The organism is Serratia sp. 1D1416 (assembly GCF_003641105.1).
GTDB classification, from domain to species: Bacteria; Pseudomonadota; Gammaproteobacteria; order Enterobacterales; family Enterobacteriaceae; genus Serratia; species Serratia ficaria.
On record NZ_CP032738.1, the window covers coordinates 1237656 to 1262272 of the forward strand.

The 24617-nt window shown below is 62.3% G+C and carries 20 protein-coding genes; 11 read left to right on the top strand and 9 right to left on the bottom strand.

Annotated elements, in window-relative coordinates:
- Nucleotide 1: 1 nt before the first annotated feature.
- On the top strand, nt 2–1630 hold the full coding sequence (locus D7I37_RS05975; RefSeq protein WP_129543449.1) for a PglL family O-oligosaccharyltransferase: 1629 nt from the start codon (nt 2–4) through the stop codon (nt 1628–1630).
- A 3-nt stretch (nt 1631–1633) separates the two neighbouring features.
- On the top strand, nt 1634–2257 hold the full coding sequence (locus D7I37_RS05980; protein ID WP_061799560.1) for a LuxR C-terminal-related transcriptional regulator: 624 nt from the start codon (nt 1634–1636) through the stop codon (nt 2255–2257).
- 82 nt (nt 2258–2339) lie between these two features.
- Here the strand turns inward: D7I37_RS05980 and D7I37_RS05985 are convergent, their stop codons facing one another.
- The 6 genes from D7I37_RS05985 to D7I37_RS06010 form a co-directional block, all read right to left on the bottom strand.
- Nucleotides 2340–2630, bottom strand: a complete 291-nt coding sequence (locus tag D7I37_RS05985; RefSeq protein WP_126026942.1) for a hypothetical protein — start codon at nt 2628–2630, stop codon at nt 2340–2342.
- A gap of 216 nt (nt 2631–2846) precedes the next feature.
- Nucleotides 2847–3440 (bottom strand): membrane integrity-associated transporter subunit PqiC, encoded by a 594-nt coding sequence (locus D7I37_RS05990; protein ID WP_129543450.1) that lies wholly within the window; start codon nt 3438–3440, stop codon nt 2847–2849.
- Nucleotides 3437–5077, bottom strand: a complete 1641-nt coding sequence (locus tag D7I37_RS05995) for an intermembrane transport protein PqiB (RefSeq protein WP_371415257.1) — start codon at nt 5075–5077, stop codon at nt 3437–3439. The genes D7I37_RS05990 and D7I37_RS05995 overlap by 4 nt, the downstream gene beginning before the upstream one ends.
- On the bottom strand, nt 5067–5675 hold the full coding sequence (locus D7I37_RS06000) for a paraquat-inducible protein A (RefSeq protein ID WP_126026947.1): 609 nt from the start codon (nt 5673–5675) through the stop codon (nt 5067–5069). The genes D7I37_RS05995 and D7I37_RS06000 overlap by 11 nt, the downstream gene beginning before the upstream one ends.
- Nucleotides 5668–6300, bottom strand: coding sequence for a paraquat-inducible protein A (locus D7I37_RS06005; RefSeq protein WP_126026948.1), 633 nt, complete (start codon nt 6298–6300; stop codon nt 5668–5670). Before D7I37_RS06005 ends, D7I37_RS06000 begins: the two co-directional genes overlap by 8 nt.
- 149 nt (nt 6301–6449) lie before the next feature.
- Entirely contained in the window at nt 6450–7112 is a 663-nt protein-coding gene (locus D7I37_RS06010) for a DUF3313 domain-containing protein (RefSeq protein ID WP_126026949.1), read from the bottom strand.
- 261 nt (nt 7113–7373) lie between these two features.
- Between D7I37_RS06010 and D7I37_RS06015 the strand changes: the two genes are divergently transcribed.
- Entirely contained in the window at nt 7374–8000 is a 627-nt protein-coding gene (locus tag D7I37_RS06015) for a TetR/AcrR family transcriptional regulator (RefSeq protein WP_129544750.1), read from the top strand.
- A gap of 75 nt (nt 8001–8075) precedes the next feature.
- Complete coding sequence (locus D7I37_RS06020; protein WP_129544751.1) at nt 8076–9569, top strand: PLP-dependent aminotransferase family protein; 1494 nt, start codon at nt 8076–8078, stop codon at nt 9567–9569.
- Here D7I37_RS06020 and D7I37_RS06025 read toward each other — a convergent pair.
- Nucleotides 9566–10483 carry a DMT family transporter gene (locus tag D7I37_RS06025; RefSeq protein ID WP_061799561.1) on the bottom strand — a complete coding sequence of 306 codons (918 nt, stop codon included), beginning with the start codon at nt 10481–10483 and terminating at the stop codon, nt 9566–9568. The genes D7I37_RS06020 and D7I37_RS06025 overlap by 4 nt on opposite strands.
- A 297-nt stretch (nt 10484–10780) precedes the next feature.
- Here D7I37_RS06025 and D7I37_RS06030 point away from each other — a divergent pair, with 297 nt between their 5' ends.
- Genes D7I37_RS06030 through D7I37_RS06040 form a run of 3 tightly spaced genes read left to right on the top strand, consistent with a single transcriptional unit; the run spans nt 10781 to nt 17033 of the window.
- On the top strand, nt 10781–11965 hold the full coding sequence (locus tag D7I37_RS06030; protein WP_061799562.1) for an SrfA family protein: 1185 nt from the start codon (nt 10781–10783) through the stop codon (nt 11963–11965).
- Nucleotides 11965–14904, top strand: a complete 2940-nt coding sequence (locus tag D7I37_RS06035; protein ID WP_129544752.1) for a virulence factor SrfB — start codon at nt 11965–11967, stop codon at nt 14902–14904. Before D7I37_RS06030 ends, D7I37_RS06035 begins: the two co-directional genes overlap by 1 nt.
- Nucleotides 14901–17033: a virulence factor SrfC family protein gene (locus D7I37_RS06040; protein WP_129543451.1), complete on the top strand. Its 2133-nt coding sequence runs from the start codon at nt 14901–14903 to the stop codon at nt 17031–17033. The genes D7I37_RS06035 and D7I37_RS06040 overlap by 4 nt, the downstream gene beginning before the upstream one ends.
- Nucleotides 17034–17198: 165 nt before the next feature.
- On the opposite strand, the gene D7I37_RS06045 is transcribed toward D7I37_RS06040, so the two are convergent.
- Nucleotides 17199–18398 carry an NAD(P)/FAD-dependent oxidoreductase gene (locus D7I37_RS06045; RefSeq protein ID WP_061799565.1) on the bottom strand — a complete coding sequence of 400 codons (1200 nt, stop codon included), beginning with the start codon at nt 18396–18398 and terminating at the stop codon, nt 17199–17201.
- A gap of 367 nt (nt 18399–18765) precedes the next feature.
- On the opposite strand from D7I37_RS06045, the gene pitA reads away from it, so the two are divergent.
- Nucleotides 18766–20268, top strand: coding sequence for an inorganic phosphate transporter PitA (gene pitA, locus D7I37_RS06050; protein ID WP_061799566.1), 1503 nt, complete (start codon nt 18766–18768; stop codon nt 20266–20268).
- 74 nt (nt 20269–20342) lie between these two features.
- On the opposite strand, the gene uspB is transcribed toward pitA, so the two are convergent.
- On the bottom strand, nt 20343–20678 hold the full coding sequence (gene uspB, locus D7I37_RS06055) for a universal stress protein UspB (RefSeq protein WP_061799568.1): 336 nt from the start codon (nt 20676–20678) through the stop codon (nt 20343–20345).
- A gap of 619 nt (nt 20679–21297) precedes the next feature.
- Here uspB and uspA point away from each other — a divergent pair.
- The 3 genes from uspA (at nt 21298) to D7I37_RS06070 (ending at nt 24598) form a co-directional block, all read left to right on the top strand.
- Entirely contained in the window at nt 21298–21744 is a 447-nt protein-coding gene (gene uspA, locus D7I37_RS06060; protein ID WP_061799571.1) for a universal stress protein UspA, read from the top strand.
- A gap of 196 nt (nt 21745–21940) precedes the next feature.
- Nucleotides 21941–23284: an NADP-specific glutamate dehydrogenase gene (gene gdhA, locus D7I37_RS06065; RefSeq protein WP_061799573.1), complete on the top strand. Its 1344-nt coding sequence runs from the start codon at nt 21941–21943 to the stop codon at nt 23282–23284.
- A 327-nt stretch (nt 23285–23611) separates the two neighbouring features.
- The gene (locus D7I37_RS06070; RefSeq protein ID WP_061799574.1) at nt 23612–24598 is read left to right on the top strand and encodes an autoinducer 2 ABC transporter substrate-binding protein; all 987 of its coding nucleotides are present in this window, start codon (nt 23612–23614) and stop codon (nt 24596–24598) included.
- Nucleotides 24599–24617: the final 19 nt, after the last annotated feature.

Genomic DNA, 24617 nt, shown 5'->3' on the forward strand with positions numbered 1-24617 from the left:
TATGTCCCAACAAAAAACGGCCTGGCTATTCGGGCTGGCGGCCGGTTATTGCCTGATCGCCATGCACCTGTCTTGGCCCAATCGCGGCGGCAGCGGTTTTTATCTGCCGTGGAATATGGTCGGCGCCCTATTTATGGCGCTGTTTATTCTCGGGGCGATGTTGTTCAGCCGGCCGCCGCTGGCCGTCTCCGGCTTTTTTAACCGACTGGCGCTGGGCGGCCTGATTTTATTATTGCCCGCCTGCTGGGCCGCCGAGCCCTGGCTGAGCGAGGCCTTGCCGCGCCTGCTGGGGTTGGGGCTCGGCGTCATGGCCTACCTCGCGCTGCTGCAAATTCCGCTCGACCGACGCCGACGCCGCCGCCTGCTGACGTTGCTGCTGGCGGCGGCGGTCATCGAAGCGCTGCTGGGCATGGCGCAGTACAGCCTGCTGCAGCCGGGCAACGGCTTCGGTTATGACACCCTGAAGAATCGCCCCTACGGCGTTTTCCAGCAGTGGAATCTGATGGCCAGTTTTATCGCCACCGGCCTGGCGCTGGCGCTGTACCTGCTGAGCCGCCGCGGGCGGTTGTCGCCGCTGGTCAGCCTGCTGGGCGGGGCCATGCTGACGCTGGCGCCGCTGTTACTGATCCTGATCGCCTCGCGCGCCGGCCTGCTGGCCGCCGTGCTGCTGGCCCCGTGGCAATGGCTGATGCTGCATCGCCTCAACCGCCGCCGCGCCGGCCACGCCCTGTGGCTGCTGGCCGCCGGGACGCTGGCCGGGTTCGCCCTGGTGGCGTTGAATGGCGCCACCCGCGCCATCGACGTGGCCGAGCCGATCTTCTACCGGTTGGCCTATTGGCAGGAAGCCGTGCGCATGATCGCCGAGCGTCCGTGGTTCGGCTGGGGCTATGGCCACTTCCGGCATGATTTCCTGCATCATTTTTACCAGAACCACCGCAGCGGCATGGAAAGCGTCAGCGTCACCCATCCGCATAATGAAGTGTTGCTGTGGGGCGTGGAGGGCGGATTGCTGAGCCTGTGCGGCGTCGGCGTCATCGGCTGGGGCTTGTGGCGCCTGCTGCGTCGGCGCGCCCGGCCGCTGCGCCCTGCGCCCTGGCAGGCGGCCCTGCCTATCCTGCTGCATATGATGGTGGAATACCCGCTGTATCTTTCCGCCGCGCACGCCGTGCTGCTGCTGGCGATACTGCGCGCCGGCGACCTTCGCCGCCGCTGCCGCCTGCCGCCGATGGCGCAACGGGCGTTGCGCGGGGCGGCGGCCGTATCGGCGGCGCTGATGCTGATTTATATGCTCAATGGGCTGCACAGCGCGCTGATCATCACCCGCGTAGAAAAAACGGGCCTGCGGCAGTTCGCTCCCATGAATCAGGTTATTTCGCCCACGCCCTGGCAAACCCGTTACGACTTCGACAGCCAGCTGCGGCTGCTGCTGCAGTACCCGCGCACCCGGGACGCGGCCGCGCTGCGGAGCTACCGGCGCTGGGCCGAGAACGAAATCCGCGTGCGCCCGGAAGCCAACATCTACTTCAACCTGATCCGGGTCAGCCGGCTGCTGCAACAGCCCCAACGGGCTGCGCAGCTGCAATCGCAGGCGCGTCGGCTGTTCCCGCACGACGGACGCTTTGAGGAGTAACCCATGCCCGATATCCGATTCACCCTGTTCGACGGCGATAACTTTTATCAGCAGGGGCTGCGTTCGCTGCTGCAGGATTATCTGCACGCCCTGAATGAATGCCACCGCTTGTACCCTCAGCTGGCCCCCCTCGAGTCGCAGCGTCTGGAGGGCGTTGAGGTGGTGTTCCGCACCCTGGAGGATCGCTGGGGCTGCGCCTGTTGCTACCAGAGCCCGTATCAGACGCCGCGGCACCGGCAGATGACCGTGCTGATCCTGGACGATCATGCGCCGCGGCATTGGCAGGCCCATCCGGCGCTGTTCAGCATTCACCGGCGCGATTCCGTTTACGCCGTTCGCAACAAGCTGCAGATGGCGCTGGAACGTTTTTGCCAGCAGCCCTGGGTGGCGCTGCACGCCGCCGGCCTGTGGAAATGCCAGCAGTGCCGCATCGCCGCGCTGAGCAGCTGCGAGAAAAAGGTGCTGCGGCTGATGAGCACCGGCATGTCCGCCTGCAGCATCGCCGGCATGCTGCAGCGCAGCCAGAAAACCATCAGCGCCCACAAACGCTCGGCGATGCGCAAGCTCAACGTCCGCAAGAGCAGCGAATTGAACAAAATGCTGTTGAATCAGATGGGGCTGAATTAAGGCTGCGCGGGGCTTCTGACCAGAAGCCTCGAGCGCATCCGCCGCATCGCCAATACCGGGAGCATAATTCTATCCGGGGGATCTAAGGATGTCTGGTGTCGACGTCAAAATGCAGAAACGCCAGCTGAACCACCCGGTCAATCGTCTGCTCGCTCTGATTATTGAGATGCCGATAGTGCTGCAGATGCAGCAAATCAGCGATAAATGCGGCAATGCCGAGTTCAGCGTCGACAATGCCCGATTGTTGCATAAACGGCAGAAGCTGTTGCGCGGCTTTCGCTGCACGAACAAGGTTATCACCGGCGTTCGACTGAAATGGCTGGTCTGCAAAGCTGGCGATCAAGACATTCAATTCAGAAAGCGCAGTTTTCATGGTTACGCCCTAAGGATTTTATTATCAGGGTATTAAGTGGCGCTGACCCGTCATCATCCTGATAGCGTTGCCAGGCCACCGGCTTATTCAGACGATTACCACCCGATGGACAGGCAGCCGCTCAATAAAAACACCGTACGGTTTAGTTTTGCATTGAATTCATACTGCTGTCAATAAAATGTCTCTGTCGGACTGATTAGCCAATTCGCCTTGCCGTTATTGCCTGCAACGGCTCCCGTCATCTACCGCCCAATAGCGCGCGGTGGCGGCAATCTGATCCGCCAATTTGGCGATAACCTGCTGCTGAGCCGATAACATCGCCGCATAACCCGGTTGAACAGCCAGCGTCAGACGGCTGCCGCATACCAGCCTGCGCCCCTGCAAGCTCAAACCCCAGCCCGCCTCAAACTCGACGGTTCGCCCGGGCCAGGTATCAAAACGCCGTATCTGGAGCTGTACCTTCACCGTCGGGATTTCCGCAGTGTGGACCAGCCCGGCGACGTCCTCAGTGCCGAGGCGTTGCGTCAACGCGGCGGAAAGCGCGCTGCGGACTTCGTCGCCAAGCGGGCTCAGCCAGCGTTCATTCTCTAACAGCATGGCGCCGCCCTGCCCCTGACGTACCACCAACTGCGGGACATCAAGCTGCGGAGGGATACCGACCGGCAACACGGCAATCAAAAACGGGGCGGGTTGCAGCGGCGGCGGCTCGACCGCAGGCGCAACCAGCGTATGGTAATGCACCGACGGCGAGGAACAGGCGGCCAACGAAACCATGAATATCAGCAAACAGAGCCGGGAGGGTGAGGTCATTTTTTCGAACCTTGTCGGGAAGAATAATCGTTGCCTTCATTGGGCTTCGGGGGATCCTCGGAGCGGCCCCACAGCAGTGACTCTGGATGGCGGCCAAGTTGATCGGCCAGATTGCGCACCGTACGCATGGCGCGCAGCGCTTCCTGTAAAGACTGGGTAAACACCAGCATCAACGGCGAGTCTTCCGCCAGCAGATCCTGTGCGATTTGCGTCGTCTGATTCATTTGCCTGAGCAGTTGGTTCGCGGCAGGCAGCGTCTGCCCATTGACCTGTTGCAGCGTTTTATCCATACCGGAAAGCGTGGCGTTCAGATGCTGTGCGATGGATGCCAGCGGCATTCTATCTACCTTTCCGACAATGCTGGCGATTTGCTCTTGCAGCTTGTCCAAACCGCCGTTGACGGTCGGCAACATCAACGGGCGCGCATGAATGTCAAAAGGCACTCTGGCCGCATTCGGCACGAAATCCAGCGAGATATAAAGCTGTCCGGTGAGCAGGTTGCCCGGCGTGGCCTGGGCGCGCAGGCCGTGCTCGACCAAATCCCGGGTAAATGCCGCCGTCGCCAGCTCCAGCCCCTGGGTCGGTTTCGGCAACTTGCTCAACACGTTGCCAAGCCGGTTAGGGTAAACCTCAATGCCGACCACCGAAGGAAAACGGTAGCCTTTGGGGCTGTAATCTAAATCGATCGACACCACCCGTCCTATTTTAATACTGGAGAACTCGACTGCGGCCCCCACTTCCAGGCCGTGCAGCGATCGTTCAAAACGCAGTTTGAACGGGATCGGCGGGCCATCGTGCGCAGCCAGGGCGGACTCCTGATCTTTAGCCAGCACGTACCCAACCGTCGGCCCGATCGTCGCCGGAGAGCTGTCCGGCGTAGCAAAGGCGATGCCACCCGCTATAATGGCGCCGACCGTTTGCGTTCTGAGTCGAAAACCGTTGGCGCCAACCGAAATATCCAGCCCGCTGGCGTTCCAGAAGCGTGAATTCGGCTTCACAAAACGATCGTAGGGTGAATCGATAAAAACCTGCAGACTGACGCTCTTACCGTCTTCGCTCAGTCGGTAAGAGGCAATCCGCCCCACCTGCACTCGTCGGTAATAGACCGGAGAGCCGATATCAAGCGAGCCTAAATCGTCGGTCTGCACCACAAACCGAGAGCCCGGCATGCCATTGATGATGGCCGGCGGCGATTCAAGCCCGGTAAAGTGGCGACGGGTGTCGTTTGAGGTCCCCTTGTCTACTCCGATATAGGCCCCGGACAGCAGGGTATCGATACCGGTTACGCCGCCGATGCCGACGCGTGGGCGTACTACCCAAAAACGCGTGTCGGCGCGAGCCAGATTGGCTGCGTTTTCATTGAGGCTGACGGTAACCAGCACCTGCGAGTCGTTGCCACCCAGCGTTATGCCTTTGACGGTGCCCACCGTCACGTCTTTATATTTCACCGCCGTTTTCCCCGGCTCCAGGCCGTTGGCGGTTTGGAAGATAATGGTGATCTCCGGGCCGGTGGCGAGCCAGGTATGGGCCAGCATCGACACCGCGGCCAGCAATGCGACCAGCGGCACCAACCAGATTGGTGCCGGCCAACGACGACGCGGGATCACATCAGGCAGTGAAGGCAGTTTATTCATCATCATCACCTTGCCAAATCAGACGGGGGTCATAGGCCATGGCGGACAACATGGTCAAGATGACCACCAAGCCGAAAAACAGGATGCCGCTGCGGGGTTCGACCGTGCTCAGCGTTTGAAACTGCACCAGTGCCGACACAGCGGCCACTACCACCACATCCAGCATCGACCAATAACCGATCCCTTCGACCAGCCGGTAAAGCCTTGCCCTTTCAGGCATCGCCCAGGCGCTTCGGCGCTGGGAAGCCACCAGTAACAGGATGAGGCTCAGGAACTTCATGCAGGGAATAACCACGCTGGCAACAAATATCACCAGAGCGATGCCATAGGAACCCGCTCGCCAAAAATCAATCACCCCAGCCATGATGGTGCTTTCACCGCCCTTGCCGAACAGGCTGGTGTGCATCACCGGCAGAACGTTGGCGGGAAGATAGAATATGATGCCGGCGAGAAGTAAAGCCCATGACCGCACCAAACTGTCGGACCGCCGATCATGTAGCCGAGTGCGACAGCGCGGACAACGGGAGAGGTCGCGGCATACCAACCCGCAGGTCAAGCAGCCGGCCACATTCAATTGCCGGGCATACAGCGGCCTATTCATGGTCAATGCCTACCTGATGTGTTCGCGTCGGCATCAGCCGCCACAAAGGTTGAAGATCCTGATTGCCAATGATGACAATTAACAACATCAATACCGCCATGGCCCAGCAACCGGGGCCCGGAGCCACCTGCAAAAAACCGGACAGCTTAATGGCGGCCACTAAAAAACCCAGCAAACCGACTTCAACCATGCTCCAGGGGCGTAACCCTTTCAGCAACCTGATCGCACCAACAAAACCCGGGGCGCTACGGCCAAGATGGGCAAACAGCATCACCCAACCGAAGAGCGTGATTTGCAGTAATGGCGCAACCATCAGAAGAAACACCATGCAAACCGCCAGCGGCATCGTTGAGCCGTTAGCTAGCGCAACGGCGGTCTGCCAGACGCTGGCGGCATTCTGCACCGCATGGAAGCTGACGCCGACCACCGGAAACACGTTAGCCAGCGTAAAAGCGAGGGCTGCGGTCAGTGTCAGTGCCAACATCCGAGTGGTGTTGATCTGCCCGTCACGATAAAGCGTGGCGCGGCAACGCAGGCAGCGGGCTTCGTCATTCACCTTCAGTTGCCTGTAGCGATATACGCTGTCGCAATGCCGACAAACCACCAGATGAGAGAAAGTTTTCATAAATTAATGGGAACAATGTCCTGACAAGGCGTTGAAAGCGGATAACCGGCTTGAACTCCGGTTATCCGTTTCATTTTTTATTATCAGGCGACAGAGGCCACCTGTTTTCCCCGACGTTGACTGACTATTTCTGAGTCGCGTTAGCCTTATTACTTCAGGATCTCGGCCAACTCTTCGGCGCCTTTATCGAGCCCTACTTCAGCGGCGCTCAACGAACCAATGCTGGCACCGACATTCATGGCGTTCGGGTATTGCTTGGCCACGTAAGCGTTGAGCAGGCGCTGGGTCGAAGCGTCATAAATCTCGACGACGTAATTTACCGATCCGTTGAGCATGCCTTCTTTACCGCGAATAGACTGCACGATGTTGTAAGGCCCACCCGCCAGATCAAACTTGGTGAAGGTGCCGACAAAAGGCGTAGTGGTGTCCGCCCCGGTCAGCGTCAGCTTCAGGCGGATAGCATCTCCGGTGGGGGCGCTGACCTCACGGAAACGGGGGCGCAGCGCTTCACTGAACTTACTGTGCATATAATCTGCCAGCGCCTTGCGGTCCTCCGGCGAAACATCGCCGAACTGATTGTCCGCTCCCTGATAAATAACAACAGGTTCAATGATGATGCCGGTGTATTTTTTCCAGTCCACCGGGGTGGAGTAACGGTAAGGAATGCGGTCGGATTGATCGTCTGCATTGGGCATCAACCGTGATGACGATTCGATATCGGCATAGCGGACAGGTGCTGTTCCGGCGCAGCCGGCCAGCGCAACGGCAAGCACTAATATCGCCGGGCGAGAAACCTTGAGGTATACGAACATTTAGGTGATCCTGTAGAAGAAAATGCCACCAATATCGGTCAGAACGTGCTGTTTCAGCGACGATATTGGCCCGCTGCGTACGCCCGAATATGCGACCTTAACGGTCCATACAGTGCTGCTCCCGGCGGTTTATACAGCGATAACGTTGAATACGACACCGCCAAAACAAAACTGTACAGTTGAGTTTTGCATTGATATTCTTCGCTTGTCAAGAAGATGTCTTTTTTTGTGCAATTTTCCGGTTTGTCTGCAGGAGAGATGATGAAAGTACGGACCAACGCGCGCCGCGACGCCATCGTAGAAGAAGCGGCGCTGCTGTTTCAGGAAATGGGTTACGAACGCGCCTCGATGAACGAACTGGCGAAACGCGTCGGCGGTTCCAAGGCGACGCTTTACGGCTATTTTTCATCCAAGGAAGAGCTATTTACTGCTGTTGTTCGTCAACATGCCACCCAGCACCTTTCCGAAGCAGCCACAGAGTTGATGAATGAAAAGCGAGGCAAGGAAACGCTGGAGCAGACGCTGACGCGCTTCGGCGAACAGATGCTGCTGGTACTGACCAACGACAACAGCGCGATGGCGGTTTATCGCATGGTGGTCGCCGAGTCCGGCCATTCGGATATCGGCACATTGTTTTACGAGGCCGGTCCGCGTGAAAGCGTGGAAAAACTGTCGGTGGTGATGTCTGCAGCAATGGACCGCAAGGAGCTGCGCCTGGCCGATCCTCACCTTAAGGCAACCCAGTTTCTTTCACTGCTCACCGCAGAGATCGACATGCGCGTGTTCCAGCGGCATTTACAGCCGGTTGGCTTGCCGCGTATCCGTGAGATGGTGCACGCTGCAGTGACGATGTTCTTGGCCGGCGCGGCATCACGCCCGGCCAGTTGAGCGGGGCTGTCGCCAACAACCTCATAGTGGTTTACTTTGGTTCACGACTTTATTCATAAGCAATGGACCGGAATGATGCCGAGAAAAGCCAGGGTCGTTGAAGTTCCCGCCATCGGTCAGCTCGATCGCCAGGCGGGGCGGCTGAGCCAGCAGCTGGCGCAGGCGCTGCGCGCCGCCATCAATAAGGGCGAACTGAAGGCGGGCGATCTGCTGCCCTCCACCCGGCGGTTGTCCGCGGCGCTCAGGCTGGCCAGAGGCACCGTGCTGGAGGCTTTCGCCCAGCTGACCGCCGAAGGTTTTCTCGCACCGCAGCCGGGATCCGGCACCCGGGTGGCCGGTTCGCTGGCGCCGCGCAGGGTGCGCCTCTCCCCCGCAAAGTCCCCCTCGGCGGCAGCGCCGCCGCTGGCGGAGCAAGCGCAGCGCCTGGCCCGTTTCGCCGCCCAGGTGCGCCCTCTGCCGCCGGTGCCCTTCGCCGTGTCGGTGCCCATCGGCGAGACCGCGCCGGACGATATCTGGCGCCGGCTCGGCAACCGCATTCGCGCCCGCGGGCCGGGCGCGCCGTCGGGTTACGGCGATCCCATGGGGGCACTGCCGCTGCGCGAGGCCCTCTGCGAATACGTTCGCCGCTCCCGCTCCGTAAGCTGCACGCCGCAGCAAATCATTATTACCTCAGGCACCCAGCAGGGGCTCTATCTGGCCGCGCAAATACTGCTGGACGCCGGCGACGCCGCCTGGGTTGAAGATCCCGCCTACTCGGGCATTACCGCCATTTTCGACAACGTCTTCAGGGACCGCCGCATGATCAGGGTGCCCATCGCCGACGACGGCATCGACGTCGCCGCCGGCGCCGGGCTCGCCGCTCAGGCCCGCGCCGCCTTTGTCACCCCTTCTCATCAATATCCGCTCGGCATGCCGATGAGCATGGCCAAAAGAACCGCCCTGCTGGCCTGGGCCAGGGAACGGCAGGCCTGGATCGTTGAAGATGATTACGACAGCGAGATGCGCTATGCCGGCCACCCGTTTCCCTCATTGCAAGGGCTGGATCCCGACAGGGTCGTCTATCTGGGCACCTTCAGCAAAGTGCTGTTCCCCTCGCTGCGGCTGGGCTACGCCATCGTTCCCCCGCCGCTGGTCGACGCTTTTTGCGGTGCCAGAATGCTGATGGACCGCCATCCGCCCAGCGCCGATCAGCACGTGCTGGCCGCTTTTATCGCCGAAGGGTATCTGGACCGGCATATCCGCAAAATGCGCGGCGTTTATGCGGAGAAGCGTCGGGTGCTGATCGCGGCGATAGACGCCCACCTCGACCCTGAGCTGGCCTGGCTGCAGCCCTGCGATCAGGGTATGCATACGGTGCTGTGGTTAAAGGCGGGTTTCGACGATCTGCAGGTGGCCGAGCGCGCGAACCGGGCCGGCCTGGCGCTGCGCGCCGTTTCGCCGATGTATGCCGTCGGCCACGGCAAGCCCGGACTGGTGCTCGGGCTGGGCGGCCACAGCGATCGCGCGGTCGACCAGGCGGTGCAAAAGCTTGGGCAGGTCATCCGCGCCTGCGCCGCCCCTGCGCCCTAACGAGAAAAACGCCTGGCGCCGAACACGCACGCCAACACGCCGGCCATCACGGCGATCATCGCGGGCTGGACGGTTTCATGCAGCACCAGCCCCGCCAGCGCCAGCCCGAAGAAAGGCTGCAGCAGCTGCAGCTGGCCGACGGCGGCGATGCCGCCCTGCGCCAGGCCGCGATACCAAAAGATAAAGCCGATCCACATGCTGAATACCGAAACGTAGATCAGCGACAGCCAGGCCGCGCCGCCGATCGTCGGCCAACCGTTCGGCGCCGTGAGCAGCGCCGCGACCGAGGTCAGCGGCAGAGCGATCGCCAGCGCCCACGAGATCACCTGCCAGCCGCCGAGGCGGCGCGACAACACCGCCCCTTCCGCGTAGCCCAGGCCGCACAGCAGTATCGCCCCCACCATCAGGGCATCGCCCACCCCGGCACCGCCGCCCCCCTGGCTCAGCGCAAAACCGCCCACCAACAGGGCGCCCAGCACTGAAAACGCCCAAAATGCGGCTTTGGGCCGCTCCCCGCCGCGCAGCACGCCGAAACAGGCGGTCGCCAGCGGCAACAGGCCGATGTAAACCAGCGAATGCGCCGAGGTGGCGTGTTGCAACGCCAGCGCCGTCAGCAGCGGAAAACCGATGACCACGCCGACCGCCACAGACAGCAACGCCGGCAGGTCGCCCCGCCCCGGCCGCGGCTGCCGCGTGAACAGCAGCGCGCACAGCGCCGGCAGGGCGGCGATCACCGCCCTGACCGCCGTCAGGAACAGCGGATCCAGCTCCAGCACCGCCACCCGGGTGGCGGGCAGCGATCCGCTGAAAATAAGCATGCCCAAAAATCCGTTGACCCAGCCCTGAGTCGGGCGCCCTCCCTCTGAACGTGCAAGGCCGGCGACCACGAGCGTTTTTTCTGACTGACCGTTCATTCCGCTACCACTCCGTACGCCTGAGGCATGCCGCATGTCGGCAACCCGCGAGACGCTGTCATATTGAATGAGAAAATCGCGCGCCGGCTAACCGCCCGGCTCCCCTTATTCTTCAGATAAAGCGGTACAGCGACAGATCCGGATAGCGAGATTATCGCCAGACCAGTATCGGCAAGATCCGGCCGATAGCGGCGAAAGACGCGGGTTTTTACGCCTGTCCTTGGCCGTTTGACCGCGGGCGGCGCGGGTTACCATGGTCGTTTATGCGTCTAGCGGAACAGGACAAGGTTTTTTGCCGTGGTGAAACCCTTTTTACGCAGTGGCAGTTTGGATGATGTGCTTGCCTTGGGCGAAAATGGGCAACCGGTTTATGCCTGCGCGCCGCAGCTGCGGGAAACCTTGCGCATCCGCCAACGGCAGCAGGCCGCCGATTGCCTGGCCATCCCCCAGCCGAACGAGTCCGGCACCCGCATTGACTGGTATGCCCCCTTCCCGGGGAAGGTCACCTCCTGGCTGGCGGCGAGCGACGATCAACGCGCGCAGGCGTTGCGCCGGCTGGAACGCAGCCTGGAGACATTGCGCACCCTGGCGGCGCAGGCGCAGGCGACGGATCACCCCAGCCAGCGTCTGTTCGGCGCCTTGCTGGCCAAGGCGATGCAGATCCCGGACCAAAACCATGTCTACCTGGTCGACGATAAACCGGTGCTGACCTTTTGGGGCTTTATCCGGCCGCAGGCCCAGCGCCAGGACGATCCGCTGGCCTGCCTGCGCCCTGCCGAACCGCCAACGGAAAAAACGGCGCCGATCGCCGCCGCGCCGCGGCCATTAGCGGCACCCGCCGCCCAGCCCGCACCCGCGACTGAAATCATCAGGCCGGCGCAACCTCGCCGGCGCCGTTTTGTCTGGCCTGCGCTGATGCTGGCCGCCTTGCTGGCCGTGGCCGGCTGGCTGAGCCGGCCGCAGGTTCACCCTGCCGTGGCGCAACCCGCGGCTCCGCAGCCCCGCCCGACCGCGCCGGCGTTCAGGCCACGGCTGCCGCTAGCCCACGCGACGCTGATGCCGCCGCCCCCCGCGCCGGCCACCCAGACGCCGGCGGATAAACATTCGCTGGTGCTGCCCGCCGACGCGGTCAAGGCCGGTTCGACCCGTTTTCTTAACGGCAAATGGCGCGCCACCGTGGCGCTGAAGGATCCCCTGACCGGCAAACGCCCCAGCCTGCAATACCGGCTGAACGGCGGCAAAGGCACCGCCAGCATTACCCACGGCGACGCCGTCACCTGCCGGGCGCCGATCGAGGCCGGGCTGATGCCGTCGGGCAACCTGGTGATCAACAGCCGCGCCAAAGCGCGCTGCAGCGACGGCAGCCGCTACCCGCTGCCGGAAATCGTCTGCAGGCAAAACGACACCGGGCCGGCGGCGTGCAGCGGCCGCTACGGTGCGGATACGGTTTACCCCATGACGTTCAAGCGCGAGAGTAAATGATGCCGGCACCCCTTACGGATTACCCGCAAGCCGTTACGCTGATCCAGGACAGCGGTATTCAGTTTCTGGACTTTGCCCTGATACCGGCCGATGGCGACGTGGCGGGCAAGTTTGTCCGCCAGACGGCGAGCGGCCCGCTGTTGCGCCTGCAGTGGGATGCCGACGGCGAGAAATACCTGTTGCCCGCCCAGCCGGGGCAGGCCGCCGAGGTGGTGCGCCCGGAGTTCGGCTATTCGCTGCAGCAATCGCTGAGCCTGCTGGATAAAATCTGGCTGCCGCTGCCGTTCTTCCGTTACACCCCGTCCGGGGCGTTTTTAGCCGGGCCGGATAACTGGGCGCGGATGCAAATCGCGCAGCTGGACGCGCCCGATCGGGACGGCAATCTGCTGCGGGTGGTGCTGGCCTTCGATACCCGCCTCGCCGCGCCGGGCCAGGAGAGACTGGCCCCGAGCGAGCGCGATCTCGCGACCGGCCTGCACTTCGCGCTGGCCCACCGCAACCATGAGCTGGGCGAGTTTCTCGATCACACCTGGGTGGACGGCTGGCTGCGCGAAGCCTTTACCCAGCGCGCCGTCATGCGGGAACAGCGCGACGAAGCCGCGCTTAACGCCGGGCTGAAAACCTTCGAATATCAAGCGCACTACCTCAATCTGTTGCACATGCTCGGCCACCAGCTGGCGGTGCCGCAGATAAAAATCGTCGGCGCGACGCTGCAGCAGCCGGCGGTCGACGTGGATCTGGTCCTGGACGTCGGCAACTCCCACACCTGCGGCGTGCTGGTCGAGGATCATCCGGAAGAAAACAACGGCCTGAAGCAGACCTATGAACTGCAACTGCGCTCGCTGTCCGCACCGCACTGCGTTTACAACGAGCTGTTCGAAAGCCGGGTCGAATTCGCCCAGGCTTCGTTCGGCAAGGCCCACCTCTCGTTCCAAAGCGGGCGCGACGACGCCTTCGTCTGGCCTGCTATCGTCCGGGTGGGCCGCGAGGCGGTGCAGCTGGCGCAGCGGCGGCGGGGCACTGAAGGCAGCACCGGCATTTCCAGCCCGCGCCGCTACCTGTGGGACGAAGAGCGCTACGCCCCCGGCTGGCGGTTCAACGGCCCGCAAGAGCCGATGGCCGCCGCGGCGCCGCTGACCGGCTTGATCAACGACGAAGGCGTGCCGCTGTCCGCGCTGCCTGCGGCGGAACGTCTGCCGGTATTCGCCGCCCACTACAGCCGCAGCGCGGTCATGAGCCTGATGCTGACCGAACTGCTGGCGCAGGCGCTGATGCAGATCAACAGCGTCGCCCAGCGGAGCAAAATGCCCAACGCCGCCGCTCCGCGCCGCCTGCGCGCCATTATCCTGACCCTGCCTTCGGCGATGCCGAAGCCCGAGCGGGAGATTTTCCGCCGCCGCATGCGGGAAGCCATCGGCCTGGTGTGGAAAGCCATGGGTTGGCACCCGCTGGACGCGCCGTTCGACGGCGAGCAAACCCGCGTTGCGGTGCCGCAGGTGCATATGGAATGGGACGAGGCCACCTGCGGGCAGATGGTTTATCTGTATAACGAAACGCAGATGAACTACGCCGGCCGCACCGACGCCTTTTTCGCCGCCATGGCCAGGCCGGACCGCCCGCCGGCGCCGGGAGAACAGGCGGGCAAAACGTTGCGCATCGCCTCCATCGACATCGGCGGCGGCACCACCGATCTGGCCATCACCCAGTACGCGCTGGACGACGGCGTGGGCAACAACATCAAGATCAATCCGCGGTTGCTGTTCCGCGAAGGATTTAAAGTCGCCGGTGACGATATTCTGCTGGATACCATCCGGCTGTTTATCCTGCCCGCGGTACAGCAGGCGCTCGAAGACGCCGGGGTCGCCGCGCCGGCGGCCGTCATGGACAAGCTGTTCGGCAACGAAGGCCGCATGGACGGGTTTTCCACCCTGCGCCAGCAGGCCGCGCTGCAGATATTCATGCCCGCCGGGCGCGCCCTGCTCTGCGCGTATGAAGATTACGATCCGCTGGACGCCCGCGCCGAGATCGCCGCCAGCCTCGGCGAGCTGTTGCCGCAAGCGCCGACGCCGCAGGTACTGGCGTTTATCGACGGCGAGGTGCAACGCGAAATCGGCGCCGCCTTCGCCATCTTGCAGACCCCGCTGGTGATCCGCCTGGGCGCGCTGCACGCCGCTTTTCTGTCCGACCGGGTCGGCATCGGCCGCTGCCTGCGGCTGCTCTGCGAGGTGGTGGCGCTGTACGCCTGCGATGTGCTGCTGCTGACCGGCCGCCCGACGCGCTTCCCCGGCGTGCAGGCCCTGCTGCGCCGCCTGCAGCCGCTGCCCGCCAGCCGCATTTTGCCGCTGGAGGGCTACCATACCCGCAGCTGGTATCCGTTTAACCAACGCGGGCGCATCGCCAACCCCAAATCCACCGCCGCCGTGGGCGCCATGCTGTGCCTGCTGGCGAGCGGCCTGCGCCTGGGGAGCTTTTACTTCAACGTCGGCGATTTCCAGCCCTATTCCACCCTGCGCCATTTGGGCATGCTGGACGGCAATAACATGCTGGCGGACGATAACGTCTACTACCGCGACATCGATCTGGACCGCGCCGACTTTACGTTGGATCCCCATGGCCGCTTCCAGCTGCGCGGCCCGCTGCGCCTGGGTTTCCGCCAGCTGGACAACCCGCGCTGGCCGGCATCGCCGCTGTATACGCTCACCATCGCCGATGCCCAACTGGCGCGCAGGCTGGCCGGCGATGCGGTGATCAGCCTGAGGCTGGCCGTCACCGGCAGCGCCGAGCAGGGCGCCGAAGGCGTCGAGATCGCCGAAGCCCTGCTGGCCGACGGCACGCCGGTGCCCGCGCACCAGCTGCAATTGAAACTCAATACCCTGGCTGCCAGCGCCTCCGGCGCCGCCCATTACTGGATAGACAGCGGGAGCATTTATACCAGATGAAACCTATCCCCTCCCCCTCGCGGCTCAGCGGCGGCATCCTTCAGGCGATTGACTGGCTGGCGGCGGCGCGGCAAGGCTCCGCCCGCCTGAACCGGGAAGCCGACAGCCTGACGCTGCGCCTGCGGCGCTGCTACAACCGGGCGACGCTGTTGGACCACGCCGCGCAGCGGCCCGTCGCCATCGGCCTCTATGGCCATAACCTCGCCGCCAAAAGGCACCTGCTGGCGGCGCTGGCGCCCGGCGCCGAGCCGCTGGGCGGGGACGCCGCGCTGACGGTGCGCTACGCCGGCTCCGCGGCTCGGGCCTCATCCGCTTACCCGATCGCCATCACCCTGCTTGATGAAACGCAGCTGCTTGGCATGACGATTGGCGCCGCGTTAATGGACGGGTTTCGCCCCGAGGGCGAAGCGCGCGCCATCGCCGCTCGCCTGCAGGCGCTGGCGCGCCACCGCCAGGCGATGGCCGTTGACGGCATGGACAGCAACGCCGTTGTAGCGCTGTGGGACCGCATCCGCCGCCACGGCGGCAAATGGCAACCGGCGCTGGACCGCCATTTCTGGCCGCAGGCCGTCGCGCTGGCGCCCCACCTGAGCATCGACGATCGGGCCCGGCTGTTCGCGCCGCTGTGGGGCGAGGATCCGCGGCTGACGGCGCACTATCGTCAGCTGGCCTATGCGCTGCACGCGCTGGGCTGCAGCGCGCGCCTGCAGGCCCCGGAAGCGGCCTGCGCCCTCGGCGCGTCAGCCGGGGCAACGCTGCCGGTGCTGACGGAGAGCGGTGCCGCGCTAAACGTCTCGCAGGCCGATCTGGCGTGGCTGGCCGCCGAGGTGACGGTGCCCCTGCCCGCCGGCTTGCCGGCCGGGGTTGAGCTGCTCGATATCCCGGCCAGCGCCCACTGCCCGGGGGCCGAGCCGACGCAGCGCCTGCAGCAGACGAAACGCGCCGATCTGCTGGCGCGCTGCGCCGAAGGGCTGCATGCCAGCCTGCTGCTGATTGCCGACGCGGTCGACCGGCCGCAGGACGCCGGCCGAACGGGCGAGGCGCTCGCCTATTGGGTCGAGCAAACGCAGGGGGAAAGCGCCGGGGTGCGCAGCCGCCGCAAGCCCGGCTTGATCTGGGCCATCACGCCGTTCGACGCGCGCCGGGAAGGGAAGCAACGGCCTGACGACGCCGTTCAGCGTCACGTCGGCGAGCCCGGAGACAGCTGGGCGACGCTGCTGGCGACGGACGAGCGAGACTGCCGCCGCATGGCGGCTTATCTGGCCAAGCAGGCGCGCCCGGCGTTAAAACAGGCGCGCATCCTTGAACGGCGGCAAGAGCTGCGGCGCGAACTGAAAGACAGCCTGCTCGGCAACTGGCTGACCAGCCCGGACCCGCAGCGCGCCCGGCGCCTGCTGCGCGCACTGCAGGCGCAGGCCGGCGCGCATGGCGAACTGCTGGAATGGCTGCTGCCGCAGCGCGATGCGCTGCGCCGGTTGTACCCACAGCCGCAGCCCCTCATGCCCGCACCGGTGGCCGCCGCCCCGCCGTTCGGCGTCGATGTCGACCTGTTCGGCGAGGAGCCCGCCGCCGCACCGGCGGCGCATGGCGGCTCGCCGTTTGCCCAGCGGGTGTTCGCGGAGTGGGTCAATCACCTGCGCAATCTGCCGGATAACGCCCAACTGTCGGCGCTGCTGGGCGTCGACAAACCCCAGTTGGAACTGTTGGCCGATGCCTTGATTACCGCCGCCGGCCGGCTGGAGATTGACGCCGCATTGGAACGCGCATTGGCCGCCGCCGCGGGCGAGGACCGGCAGATTGGCCAGGCGCTGGCGATACTGGGCGATTTCGTCGCCTGGCTGGGCTTCCAGCAACGCGATGCGGCGTCGCGCCCCGCCAGCCGCATCAATCACGGCCGGCCGATATTTAGCCCGCCGCCGCAGCCGGCGGTCGACTGGGGCAATCAGCAGCGGTTGACCAAGCTGGCGCCGACGGCGGCCACGCATGCCGCCTTTTATATCTACGACTGGCTGGTCGGCCTGCAAACCCTGCTGGCGGAGAATGCGGCCGCCGCCCCGGCGCTCGAGGCGGCGGCGCGTGCGGCGCTGGAGGAGAGGGTGGCAAGGATGTGCGACGAGGACGGCGCCTGACATGCCGAGTCATTACGCATCCGCCCGAGGATAAAACCCTGCGCCCATTCAGCCTGCAGCAAATCGATCACATCGTACTGCGCGTCGCCCCCTTCAACGAGAGCGCACTGCCGGCGTATTTGCGACGCGGAGCCCGCCGCGGCGCGGGAGCGAGGGCGCTGGCCATCAGCCGTCGACCGCCGCCAGCGCCTGCGCGCAGGCCCAGGCCGAGCTCCAGGCCCACTGGAAGTTGTAACCGCCCAGCCACCCTGTCACATCCACCACTTCGCCGATAAAGTACAGGCCCGGCACCTTGCCGGCCTCCATGGTCTTGGAGGACAGCTCTTTGGTGTCGACGCCGCCGATCGTCACTTCCGCGGTGCGGTAGCCTTCGGTGCCGTTCGGCTGCACCCGCCAGCTCTGCAGGCTGTCCACCAGCGCCGCCTGCTGCGCCGGGTTCAGCTGCTTCAGCGTGGCCTCCGGCAGTTGCCCCAGCGTCTGCAGGCACTCCACCAGCCGCTTCGGCAGGTGCAGCGCCAGGGTGTTTTTCAGGCTTTGGTTGGGGTGCGCCCGCCGTTGCTCGTCGAGGAAGGCCGCCAGATCGAGCGTCGGAAGTAAGTTAATGCTTACATGCTCGCCAGGATGCCAGTAGCTGGAAAGCTGCAATACCGCCGGGCCAGACAGCCCGCGGTGAGTGAACAGGATGCTTTCGCGGAAGCTGACTCCGTTTTCGGCGGTGATCACCGCCGGAACTGAGACGCCGGACAGCGTCTGCAGATGTTCCAGCAGCGGTTTATGCAGGGTAAAGGGCACCAGCGCGGCGCGCGTCGGCAACAGGTTCAGGCCAAACTGCTCCGCCAGCTTGTAGCCGAACGGCGACGCGCCCAGCCCCGGCATCGAAAGACCGCCGCTGGCCACCACAAGTGAGCGAGCGCTTACTTTTTCGCCATTCAGCGCCAGCTCGAAACCCTGTTCGGTTTTTTCCACGCTCAGCACCTCGCTGCGCAGGCGCGTCGTCACCTGGCCCAGCTCGCACTCCTTGACCAGCAGCTCGACCACCTGCTGCGCCGAATCGTCGCAGAACAGCTGCCCCAGGGTTTTTTCATGATAGGCGATGCCGTAGCGGTTGATCAGATCGATGAAATCCCACTGGGTGTAACGCGCCAGCGCAGATTTGCAAAAGTGCGGGTTATTCGACAGATAGGCCGCCGGTTCGGTGTACATATTGGTGAAGTTACAGCGTCCGCCGCCGGACATCAGGATCTTGCGGCCCGGTTTTTTGCCGTTGTCGAGCAGCAGCACCCGGCGGCCGAGCTGCCCCGCCTGCGCGGCGCAAAACATGCCCGCGGCGCCCGCACCTATTACTACGACATCAAACTGTTCCACCTGCGCCTCTCTGTATATCCCCCGCATACTTGAAGCCGCAGCCCCTGGCTGGCTTGCCGCAACTCCAATTATTTTGGGTGTAAAAACCACAATCGCGACAAAAGAGCGCCATGTTACGCCGTTTCGCCGCCGGTAACCGCTAAATTCACGGTGGCCGATTGTAAGGCCCCAGCGCCGCCAACGCCATAGTAAGAAAATATTACAGAGGTCAGATGAGCATAACAGGCTGATATTAAATATGTTTGTCACGACGCTGACGTCAATTCGTCATATTTAAATCAAAAAAACGTCATATTTTCCTTTTCCCCGGGCCCGGTTGTCACTGATAATGCGCGGCGTTCATGTCCACAAACCTGGCGTAACGCTTATGCTGCATTTGTTCGCTGGCCTGGATTTCCATACCGGCCTGATGTTAATTCTCGCATTGTTGTTCGTGTTGTTTTATGAGGCCATCAACGGCTTTCATGATACGGCCAATGCGGTTGCTACAGTAATCTATACCCGTGCCATGCGTTCGCAACTTGCGGTCGTCATGGCGGGCTTGTTCAACTTTCTTGGCGTGATGCTCGGCGGTTTGAGTGTTGCCTACGCCATTGTCCATTTGCTGCCTACCGATCTGTTGTTGAACGTCAGTTCAGCACACGGATTAGCCATGGTGTTCTCCATGCTGTTGGCGGCGATCATCTGGAACCTCGGCACCTGGTATTTCGGTCTGCCGGCCTCCAGCTCCCATACGCTGATCGGCGCAATCATCGGTGTCGGTTTAACCAACGCCCTGATGACCCACACTTCGGTGGTGGATGCGCTCAACGTCCCGAAAATGATCGGTATTTTCCTGTCATTGCTCATCTCGCCGCTGGTCGGCATGATGGTCGCCGGGCTGATGGTGTTCGCCTTGCGCCGCTATTGGAGCGGCACCAAGAAACGCCAGCGTATCCACATGACCCCGGCGGAACGCGAAAAGGTCGACGGCAAACGCAAGCCGCCGTTCTGGACCCGTATCGCGCTGATCCTGTCGGCGATTGGCGTCAGCTTCTCGCACGGCGCCAACGACGGCCAGAAAGGCATCGGCCTGATTATGCTGGTGCTGATCGGCGTTGCGCCGGCCGGCTTCGTGGTCAATATGAATGCAACCGGTTATGACATCACCCGTACGCGGGATGCCGTCACCCACCTGCAGCAATATTACCAGCAGCACGGCGACGCGCTGGCGCACGTGGTGTCCCTGACGCCGCTGGTACCGAGCCCGGATCAGGAAGCCGCGCCTAACCAGCCGGTCGAGTTCCACTGCGACAGCTCCCGCGCCATGCCGGCGATTGAGCTGACGCAGGGCATGCTGAACAACCTGCAGAGCTACGACCAGCTGACGGTAGAACAGCGCAGCCATCTGCGCCGCCTGCTGATGTGCGTCACCGACACTGCGGACAAGGTCGCCAAACTGCCGGAAACCTCCGCGGCCGACCAGCGCTTCCTGAAGAACCTGCGTCAGGATCTGCTGCAGACCGTTGAGTATGCGCCGCTGTGGATCATCGTCGCGGTAGCGCTGGCGCTGTCGCTCGGCACCATGGTTGGCTGGAAACGCGTGGCCACCACCATCGGCGAGAAGATCGGCAAGAAAGGCATGACCTACGCCCAGGGCGTGTCGGCCCAAATGACCGCCGCGCTGTCGATTGGCGTGGCCAGCTATACCGGCATGCCGGTCTCCACCACCCACGTGCTGTCTTCGGCGGTTGCCGGGACGATGATCGTGGACGGCGGCGGCGTGCAAAGCAAAACCGTGAAGAACATCCTGTTGGCCTGGTTACTGACCCTGCCAATCTCGATTCTGCTCTCCGGCGGGCTGTATTGGTTGGCGCTGAAGGTGATTTAAGCCCTTCACAGCATGAGAAAGGCGGCCAGGATGGCCGCCTTTTTTTTGCCCTTCGCCGAGCAAACCGGCGGGAGTCAATACCAGATCATCATCGCAATCAGGCTGATGACCACCAGGCCACACAGGGCCGAGGTCAGCATAAACTGCCCGCGCACCCGCTCGCAGCGGCGGATAAATTCCGGATCGTGATGCTCGACATAGCGCTGCGCAAAGATATAACGCACCAGCCTCAGTTGCTTGCTGGGCTGCCCGTGGGCGGTGAAGAAACCGCCGCCGTCGACGTATTGGTACAGCAGCGGGTCGCAGCCGCGCAGAACCACCAGCAGCGCACGCAGAGAAGAGTAATACCGCACCATGTTTACCACACACACCACACATAAAGCCCAAAACAGCGCGACGGTACTGATCATGATAGCCCCCTCAAGGCGTGGTTATCCGCGGCAATCCGCCGGGTCCAACCGCCCTACCTCTATACCCAATACTCTGCTGGAGCATACCGCTCCCATCCCCTTTTGCACCGCACGGGCCAGACGCATAACCCACGGCCTCTGAAGAAGGGTCATCGCCACGCAGGCTGCATAGTCAGCGCGATCCCGCCAGAGGAGAAATGATAAGGCCCATATTCATCATTGTAGGTTAATGAAACGCAAACTGGCCTGAGCAGTAGATAAAATTTACCGCAACGCGCCGATTTGTCATCTGCCGATGGGTTATAAGTGATAACCGCGCCGCCGGGCGACGCCCGGCATTTTCCACTGCCTGATGGGGGTTTTGGGGCTATACTCTGTGTAAGAACGCTTATAATTCAAGCGGTCAGACCGCTCAAGACCGCATAAACAATAGGTTTTTCTGCCGTCCGGGTGTAAAACTGAACGAGTTGAAGTGGCAAGATTTTTGATGCGGCGCAGTGTGATCGCCCCAACATATCATTACGTTATCCGAATGATACTATGAAACCAAAAGCGTCAGGCTGGTACATGGAACGCCTGCTAACCCTTTAATCGGCAGTATTATGGAAGGAGTATTCTCATGGCTTACAAACACATTCTGATTGCGGTAGACCTGTCCCCGGAAAGCAAAATTCTGGTGGAGAAAGCCGTATCTATGGCGCGCCCCTACAACGCCAAAGTTTCCCTGATCCACGTAGATGTCAACTATTCCGACCTGTACACCGGCCTGATCGACGTCAACCTTGGCGACATGCAAAAGCGCATTTCCGAGGAAACCCACCAGGCGCTGACCGAGCTGTCGCAGAACGCCGGCTACCCGATTACCGAGACCCTGAGCGGCAGCGGCGATCTGGCGCAGGTGCTGGTGGACGCCATCAAGAAATACGATATGGACCTGGTGCTGTGCGGCCACCACCAGGACTTCTGGAGCAAGCTGATGTCCTCCGCGCGCCAGCTGATCAACACCGTGCATATCGACATGCTGATCGTGCCGCTGCGCGATGAAGAAGAGGCGGAAGATAACTAAGCCTCTGCCGAACCCGCTCGCCAACGCCCGCCCCTCGCGGGCGTTTTTCATTCCGCCTGTCTGATTAATCGCTTGATAATCAACCGCCCCCCGGTGATATAGTCGCTAAAGACACAACATCACTCCCCCGGACATCGCCTATACCCATATTTATAAAAAAAGCGGGGGGACATTTAATGCCAGAAGGAGCTAATCCATGGAACATGCCGTATCGGTCGAATCTTTCCTATCCTCGCTGCAGCGCCACAGCCCCCACCAACCGGAGTATTTGCAGGCGGTGAGGGAGGTTTTCACCTCGCTGTGGCCGTTTATCGAACGCAACCCGCACTATCGCGAGCAGGCGCTGCTGGAACGCCTGGTGGAGCCGGAGCGCGTCATCCAGTTCCGCGTCAGCTGGGTCGACGATCGCGGCCAGGTACAGGTCAACCGCGCCTGGCGCGTGCAGTTCAGCTCGGCTATCGGCCCCTATAAGGGCGGCATGCGCTTTCATCCGTCGGTGAACCTGTCGATTCTGAAGTTTCTCGGCTTCGAGCAAACCTTCAAAAATGCGCTGACCACCCTGCCGATGGGCGGCGGCAAAGGCGGCGCCGACTTCGATCCCAAAGGGAAAAGCCAGGGCGAAATCATGCGTTTTTGCCAGGCGCTGATGACCGAGCTGTACCGTCACCTGGGGCCGGACACCGACGTGCCCGCCGGGGATATCGGCGTTGGCGGCCGTGAGGTCGGCTTTATGGCCGGCATGATGAAGAAGCTGTCCAACAACACCGCCTGCGTGTTTACCGGCAAGGGACTGTCCTTCGGCGGCAGCCTGATCCGCCCCGAGGCGACCGGCTATGGCCTGGTGTATTTCACCGACGCCATGCTGCAACGTCACGGGCTGGGTTTTGAGGGCATGCGGGTGGCGGTGTCCGGCTCCGGCAACGTGGCGCAGTACACCATCGAAAAAGCGCTGGAGCTGGACGCGCGGGTCATTACCGTCTCGGACTCGGGCGGCACGCTGGTCGACGAGGCCGGCTTCACCACCGAAAAGCTGGCGCACCTGGCCGAGATCAAAAACCAGCGCTACGGCCGGGTCGAGGATTACGCCCGCGAGCGCGGCCTGACCTATCTGGCCGGCCAACAGCCGTGGGGCGTGCCGGTGGATATCGCCCTGCCGTGCGCCACCCAGAACGAACTGGACCTGGAGGCGGCGCAAACGCTGATCCGCAACGGGGTGAAAGCGGTGGCGGAAGGCGCCAATATGCCGACCACCATCCAGGCCACCGACGCCTTCCTCGACGCCGGCGTGCTGTTCGCGCCGGGCAAGGCGGCCAACGCCGGCGGGGTGGCCACTTCGGGGCTGGAGATGGCGCAAAACGCCGCGCGCCTCGGCTGGCGGGCGGAGAAAGTGGATGTACGTTTACAACATATCATGGCGGATATTCATCACGCCTGCGTGGAATACGGCGGTGAAGGCAAGCAAACCCACTACGTGCACGGCGCCAATATCGCCGGTTTCGTCAAGGTGGCCGACGCCATGCTGGCGCAGGGGGTGCTCTGACCTGCCGACAAGGTGATCTTGTTCACACATCCGTTAAATGTTGCAATGCCGGCGACGACGCCGGCATTTTTTCCCGCTTTGTTCAACGCCAATGGTTGCCATTATGTTATCAATAATTATTTAATATGTTAAGTAAATGACTATTTAACGTGGTAAAATTACCACCTCAAAATTATTAAACATTTAATTAACATTAAAACCGTCATTATTTCACTCCAATGTGCGCAGATCACATTTCGTTAACTTCGGTTACGCCCCCCTTCCATTCCTTTGTAATCTGCATCGGTGGAAAAACCGCCACCCCTACAGATAAAAAAGGTACCGCTAATGAAATTTAACCTCGCATTATTGAATGCATGTGTGGTTTCTGCGTGCATGTTATCGACAACACCTGTTTTCGCCGCTGATAAGTACGAGATCGCCGTGGTCGCCAAAGTGACCGGCATTCCGTGGTTCAACCGTATGGAAGTGGGCGTGAACGAGGCGGCGAAAAAGCTCGACGTCAACGCCTACCAGACCGGCCCTTCCACGCCGGACCCGGCCGCGCAGGTCAAGGTGATTGAGGATCTGATCGCCAAAAACGTCAACGCCATCATCGTGGTGCCGAACGACGCCAAGGTGCTGGAGCCGGTGCTGAAAAAGGCGCGCGACAAAGGCATCGTGGTGCTGACCCATGAATCTCCTGACCAGCAGATCGGCCAGTGGGATATCGAAACCATCGACAGCGAGAAATACGCGCAGGCCAACGTCGATGAGCTGGCGAAAGACATGGGCGGCAAGGGCGGCTACGCGATCTACGTCGGTTCGCTGACCGTGCCGCTGCACAACGCCTGGGCCGATTCCGCCATCAAGTACCAGAAAGCCAAATATCCGGACATGTTCGAAGTCACCTCGCGCCTGCCGGTGGCCGAAAGCATCGACAAATCCTACGCCACCACGCTGGACCTGATGAAAACCTATCCGCAGATGAAGGGCATCATCGGCTTCGGTTCGCTCGGCCCGATCGGCGCCGGCCAGGCGGTGGCCAAGAAGCGCGCCAAGGACAAGATTGCGGTGGTGGGCATCGCCATGCCGGCGCAGGCCGCCCCTTACCTGATGCGCGGCGACATCAAGAAAGCGCTGCTGTGGGATCCGAAAGACGCCGGCTACGCGCTGGTGACGGTGGCGGATCGGCTGCTGCAGGGCAAGGAAGTGACCCAAGATCTGTCGATAGAGGGCCTGGGCAAGGCCGATGTCGATATGGAACACAAAGTGATTCGGTTCAATAAAATTCTGGAAGTGACCAAAGATAACGCCAAATCGCTCGGTTTTTAATTCATTAGCCACACCGGGA

Coding starts and splice junctions, on each gene's coding strand:
- D7I37_RS05975 (WP_129543449.1), top strand. CDS start 2: ATGTCCCAACAAAAAACGGCCTGGCTATTCGGGCTGGCGGCCGGTTAT.
- D7I37_RS05980 (WP_061799560.1), top strand. CDS start 1,634: ATGCCCGATATCCGATTCACCCTGTTCGACGGCGATAACTTTTATCAG.
- D7I37_RS05985 (WP_126026942.1), bottom strand. CDS start 2,630: ATGAAAACTGCGCTTTCTGAATTGAATGTCTTGATCGCCAGCTTTGCA.
- D7I37_RS05990 (WP_129543450.1), bottom strand. CDS start 3,440: ATGACCTCACCCTCCCGGCTCTGTTTGCTGATATTCATGGTTTCGTTG.
- D7I37_RS05995 (WP_371415257.1), bottom strand. CDS start 5,077: ATGATGAATAAACTGCCTTCACTGCCTGATGTGATCCCGCGTCGTCGT.
- D7I37_RS06000 (WP_126026947.1), bottom strand. CDS start 5,675: ATGAATAGGCCGCTGTATGCCCGGCAATTGAATGTGGCCGGCTGCTTG.
- D7I37_RS06005 (WP_126026948.1), bottom strand. CDS start 6,300: ATGAAAACTTTCTCTCATCTGGTGGTTTGTCGGCATTGCGACAGCGTA.
- D7I37_RS06010 (WP_126026949.1), bottom strand. CDS start 7,112: ATGTTCGTATACCTCAAGGTTTCTCGCCCGGCGATATTAGTGCTTGCC.
- D7I37_RS06015 (WP_129544750.1), top strand. CDS start 7,374: ATGAAAGTACGGACCAACGCGCGCCGCGACGCCATCGTAGAAGAAGCG.
- D7I37_RS06020 (WP_129544751.1), top strand. CDS start 8,076: ATGCCGAGAAAAGCCAGGGTCGTTGAAGTTCCCGCCATCGGTCAGCTC.
- D7I37_RS06025 (WP_061799561.1), bottom strand. CDS start 10,483: ATGAACGGTCAGTCAGAAAAAACGCTCGTGGTCGCCGGCCTTGCACGT.
- D7I37_RS06035 (WP_129544752.1), top strand. CDS start 11,965: ATGCCGGCACCCCTTACGGATTACCCGCAAGCCGTTACGCTGATCCAG.
- D7I37_RS06040 (WP_129543451.1), top strand. CDS start 14,901: ATGAAACCTATCCCCTCCCCCTCGCGGCTCAGCGGCGGCATCCTTCAG.
- pitA (WP_061799566.1), top strand. CDS start 18,766: ATGCTGCATTTGTTCGCTGGCCTGGATTTCCATACCGGCCTGATGTTA.
- uspB (WP_061799568.1), bottom strand. CDS start 20,678: ATGATCAGTACCGTCGCGCTGTTTTGGGCTTTATGTGTGGTGTGTGTG.
- uspA (WP_061799571.1), top strand. CDS start 21,298: ATGGCTTACAAACACATTCTGATTGCGGTAGACCTGTCCCCGGAAAGC.
- gdhA (WP_061799573.1), top strand. CDS start 21,941: ATGGAACATGCCGTATCGGTCGAATCTTTCCTATCCTCGCTGCAGCGC.
- D7I37_RS06070 (WP_061799574.1), top strand. CDS start 23,612: ATGAAATTTAACCTCGCATTATTGAATGCATGTGTGGTTTCTGCGTGC.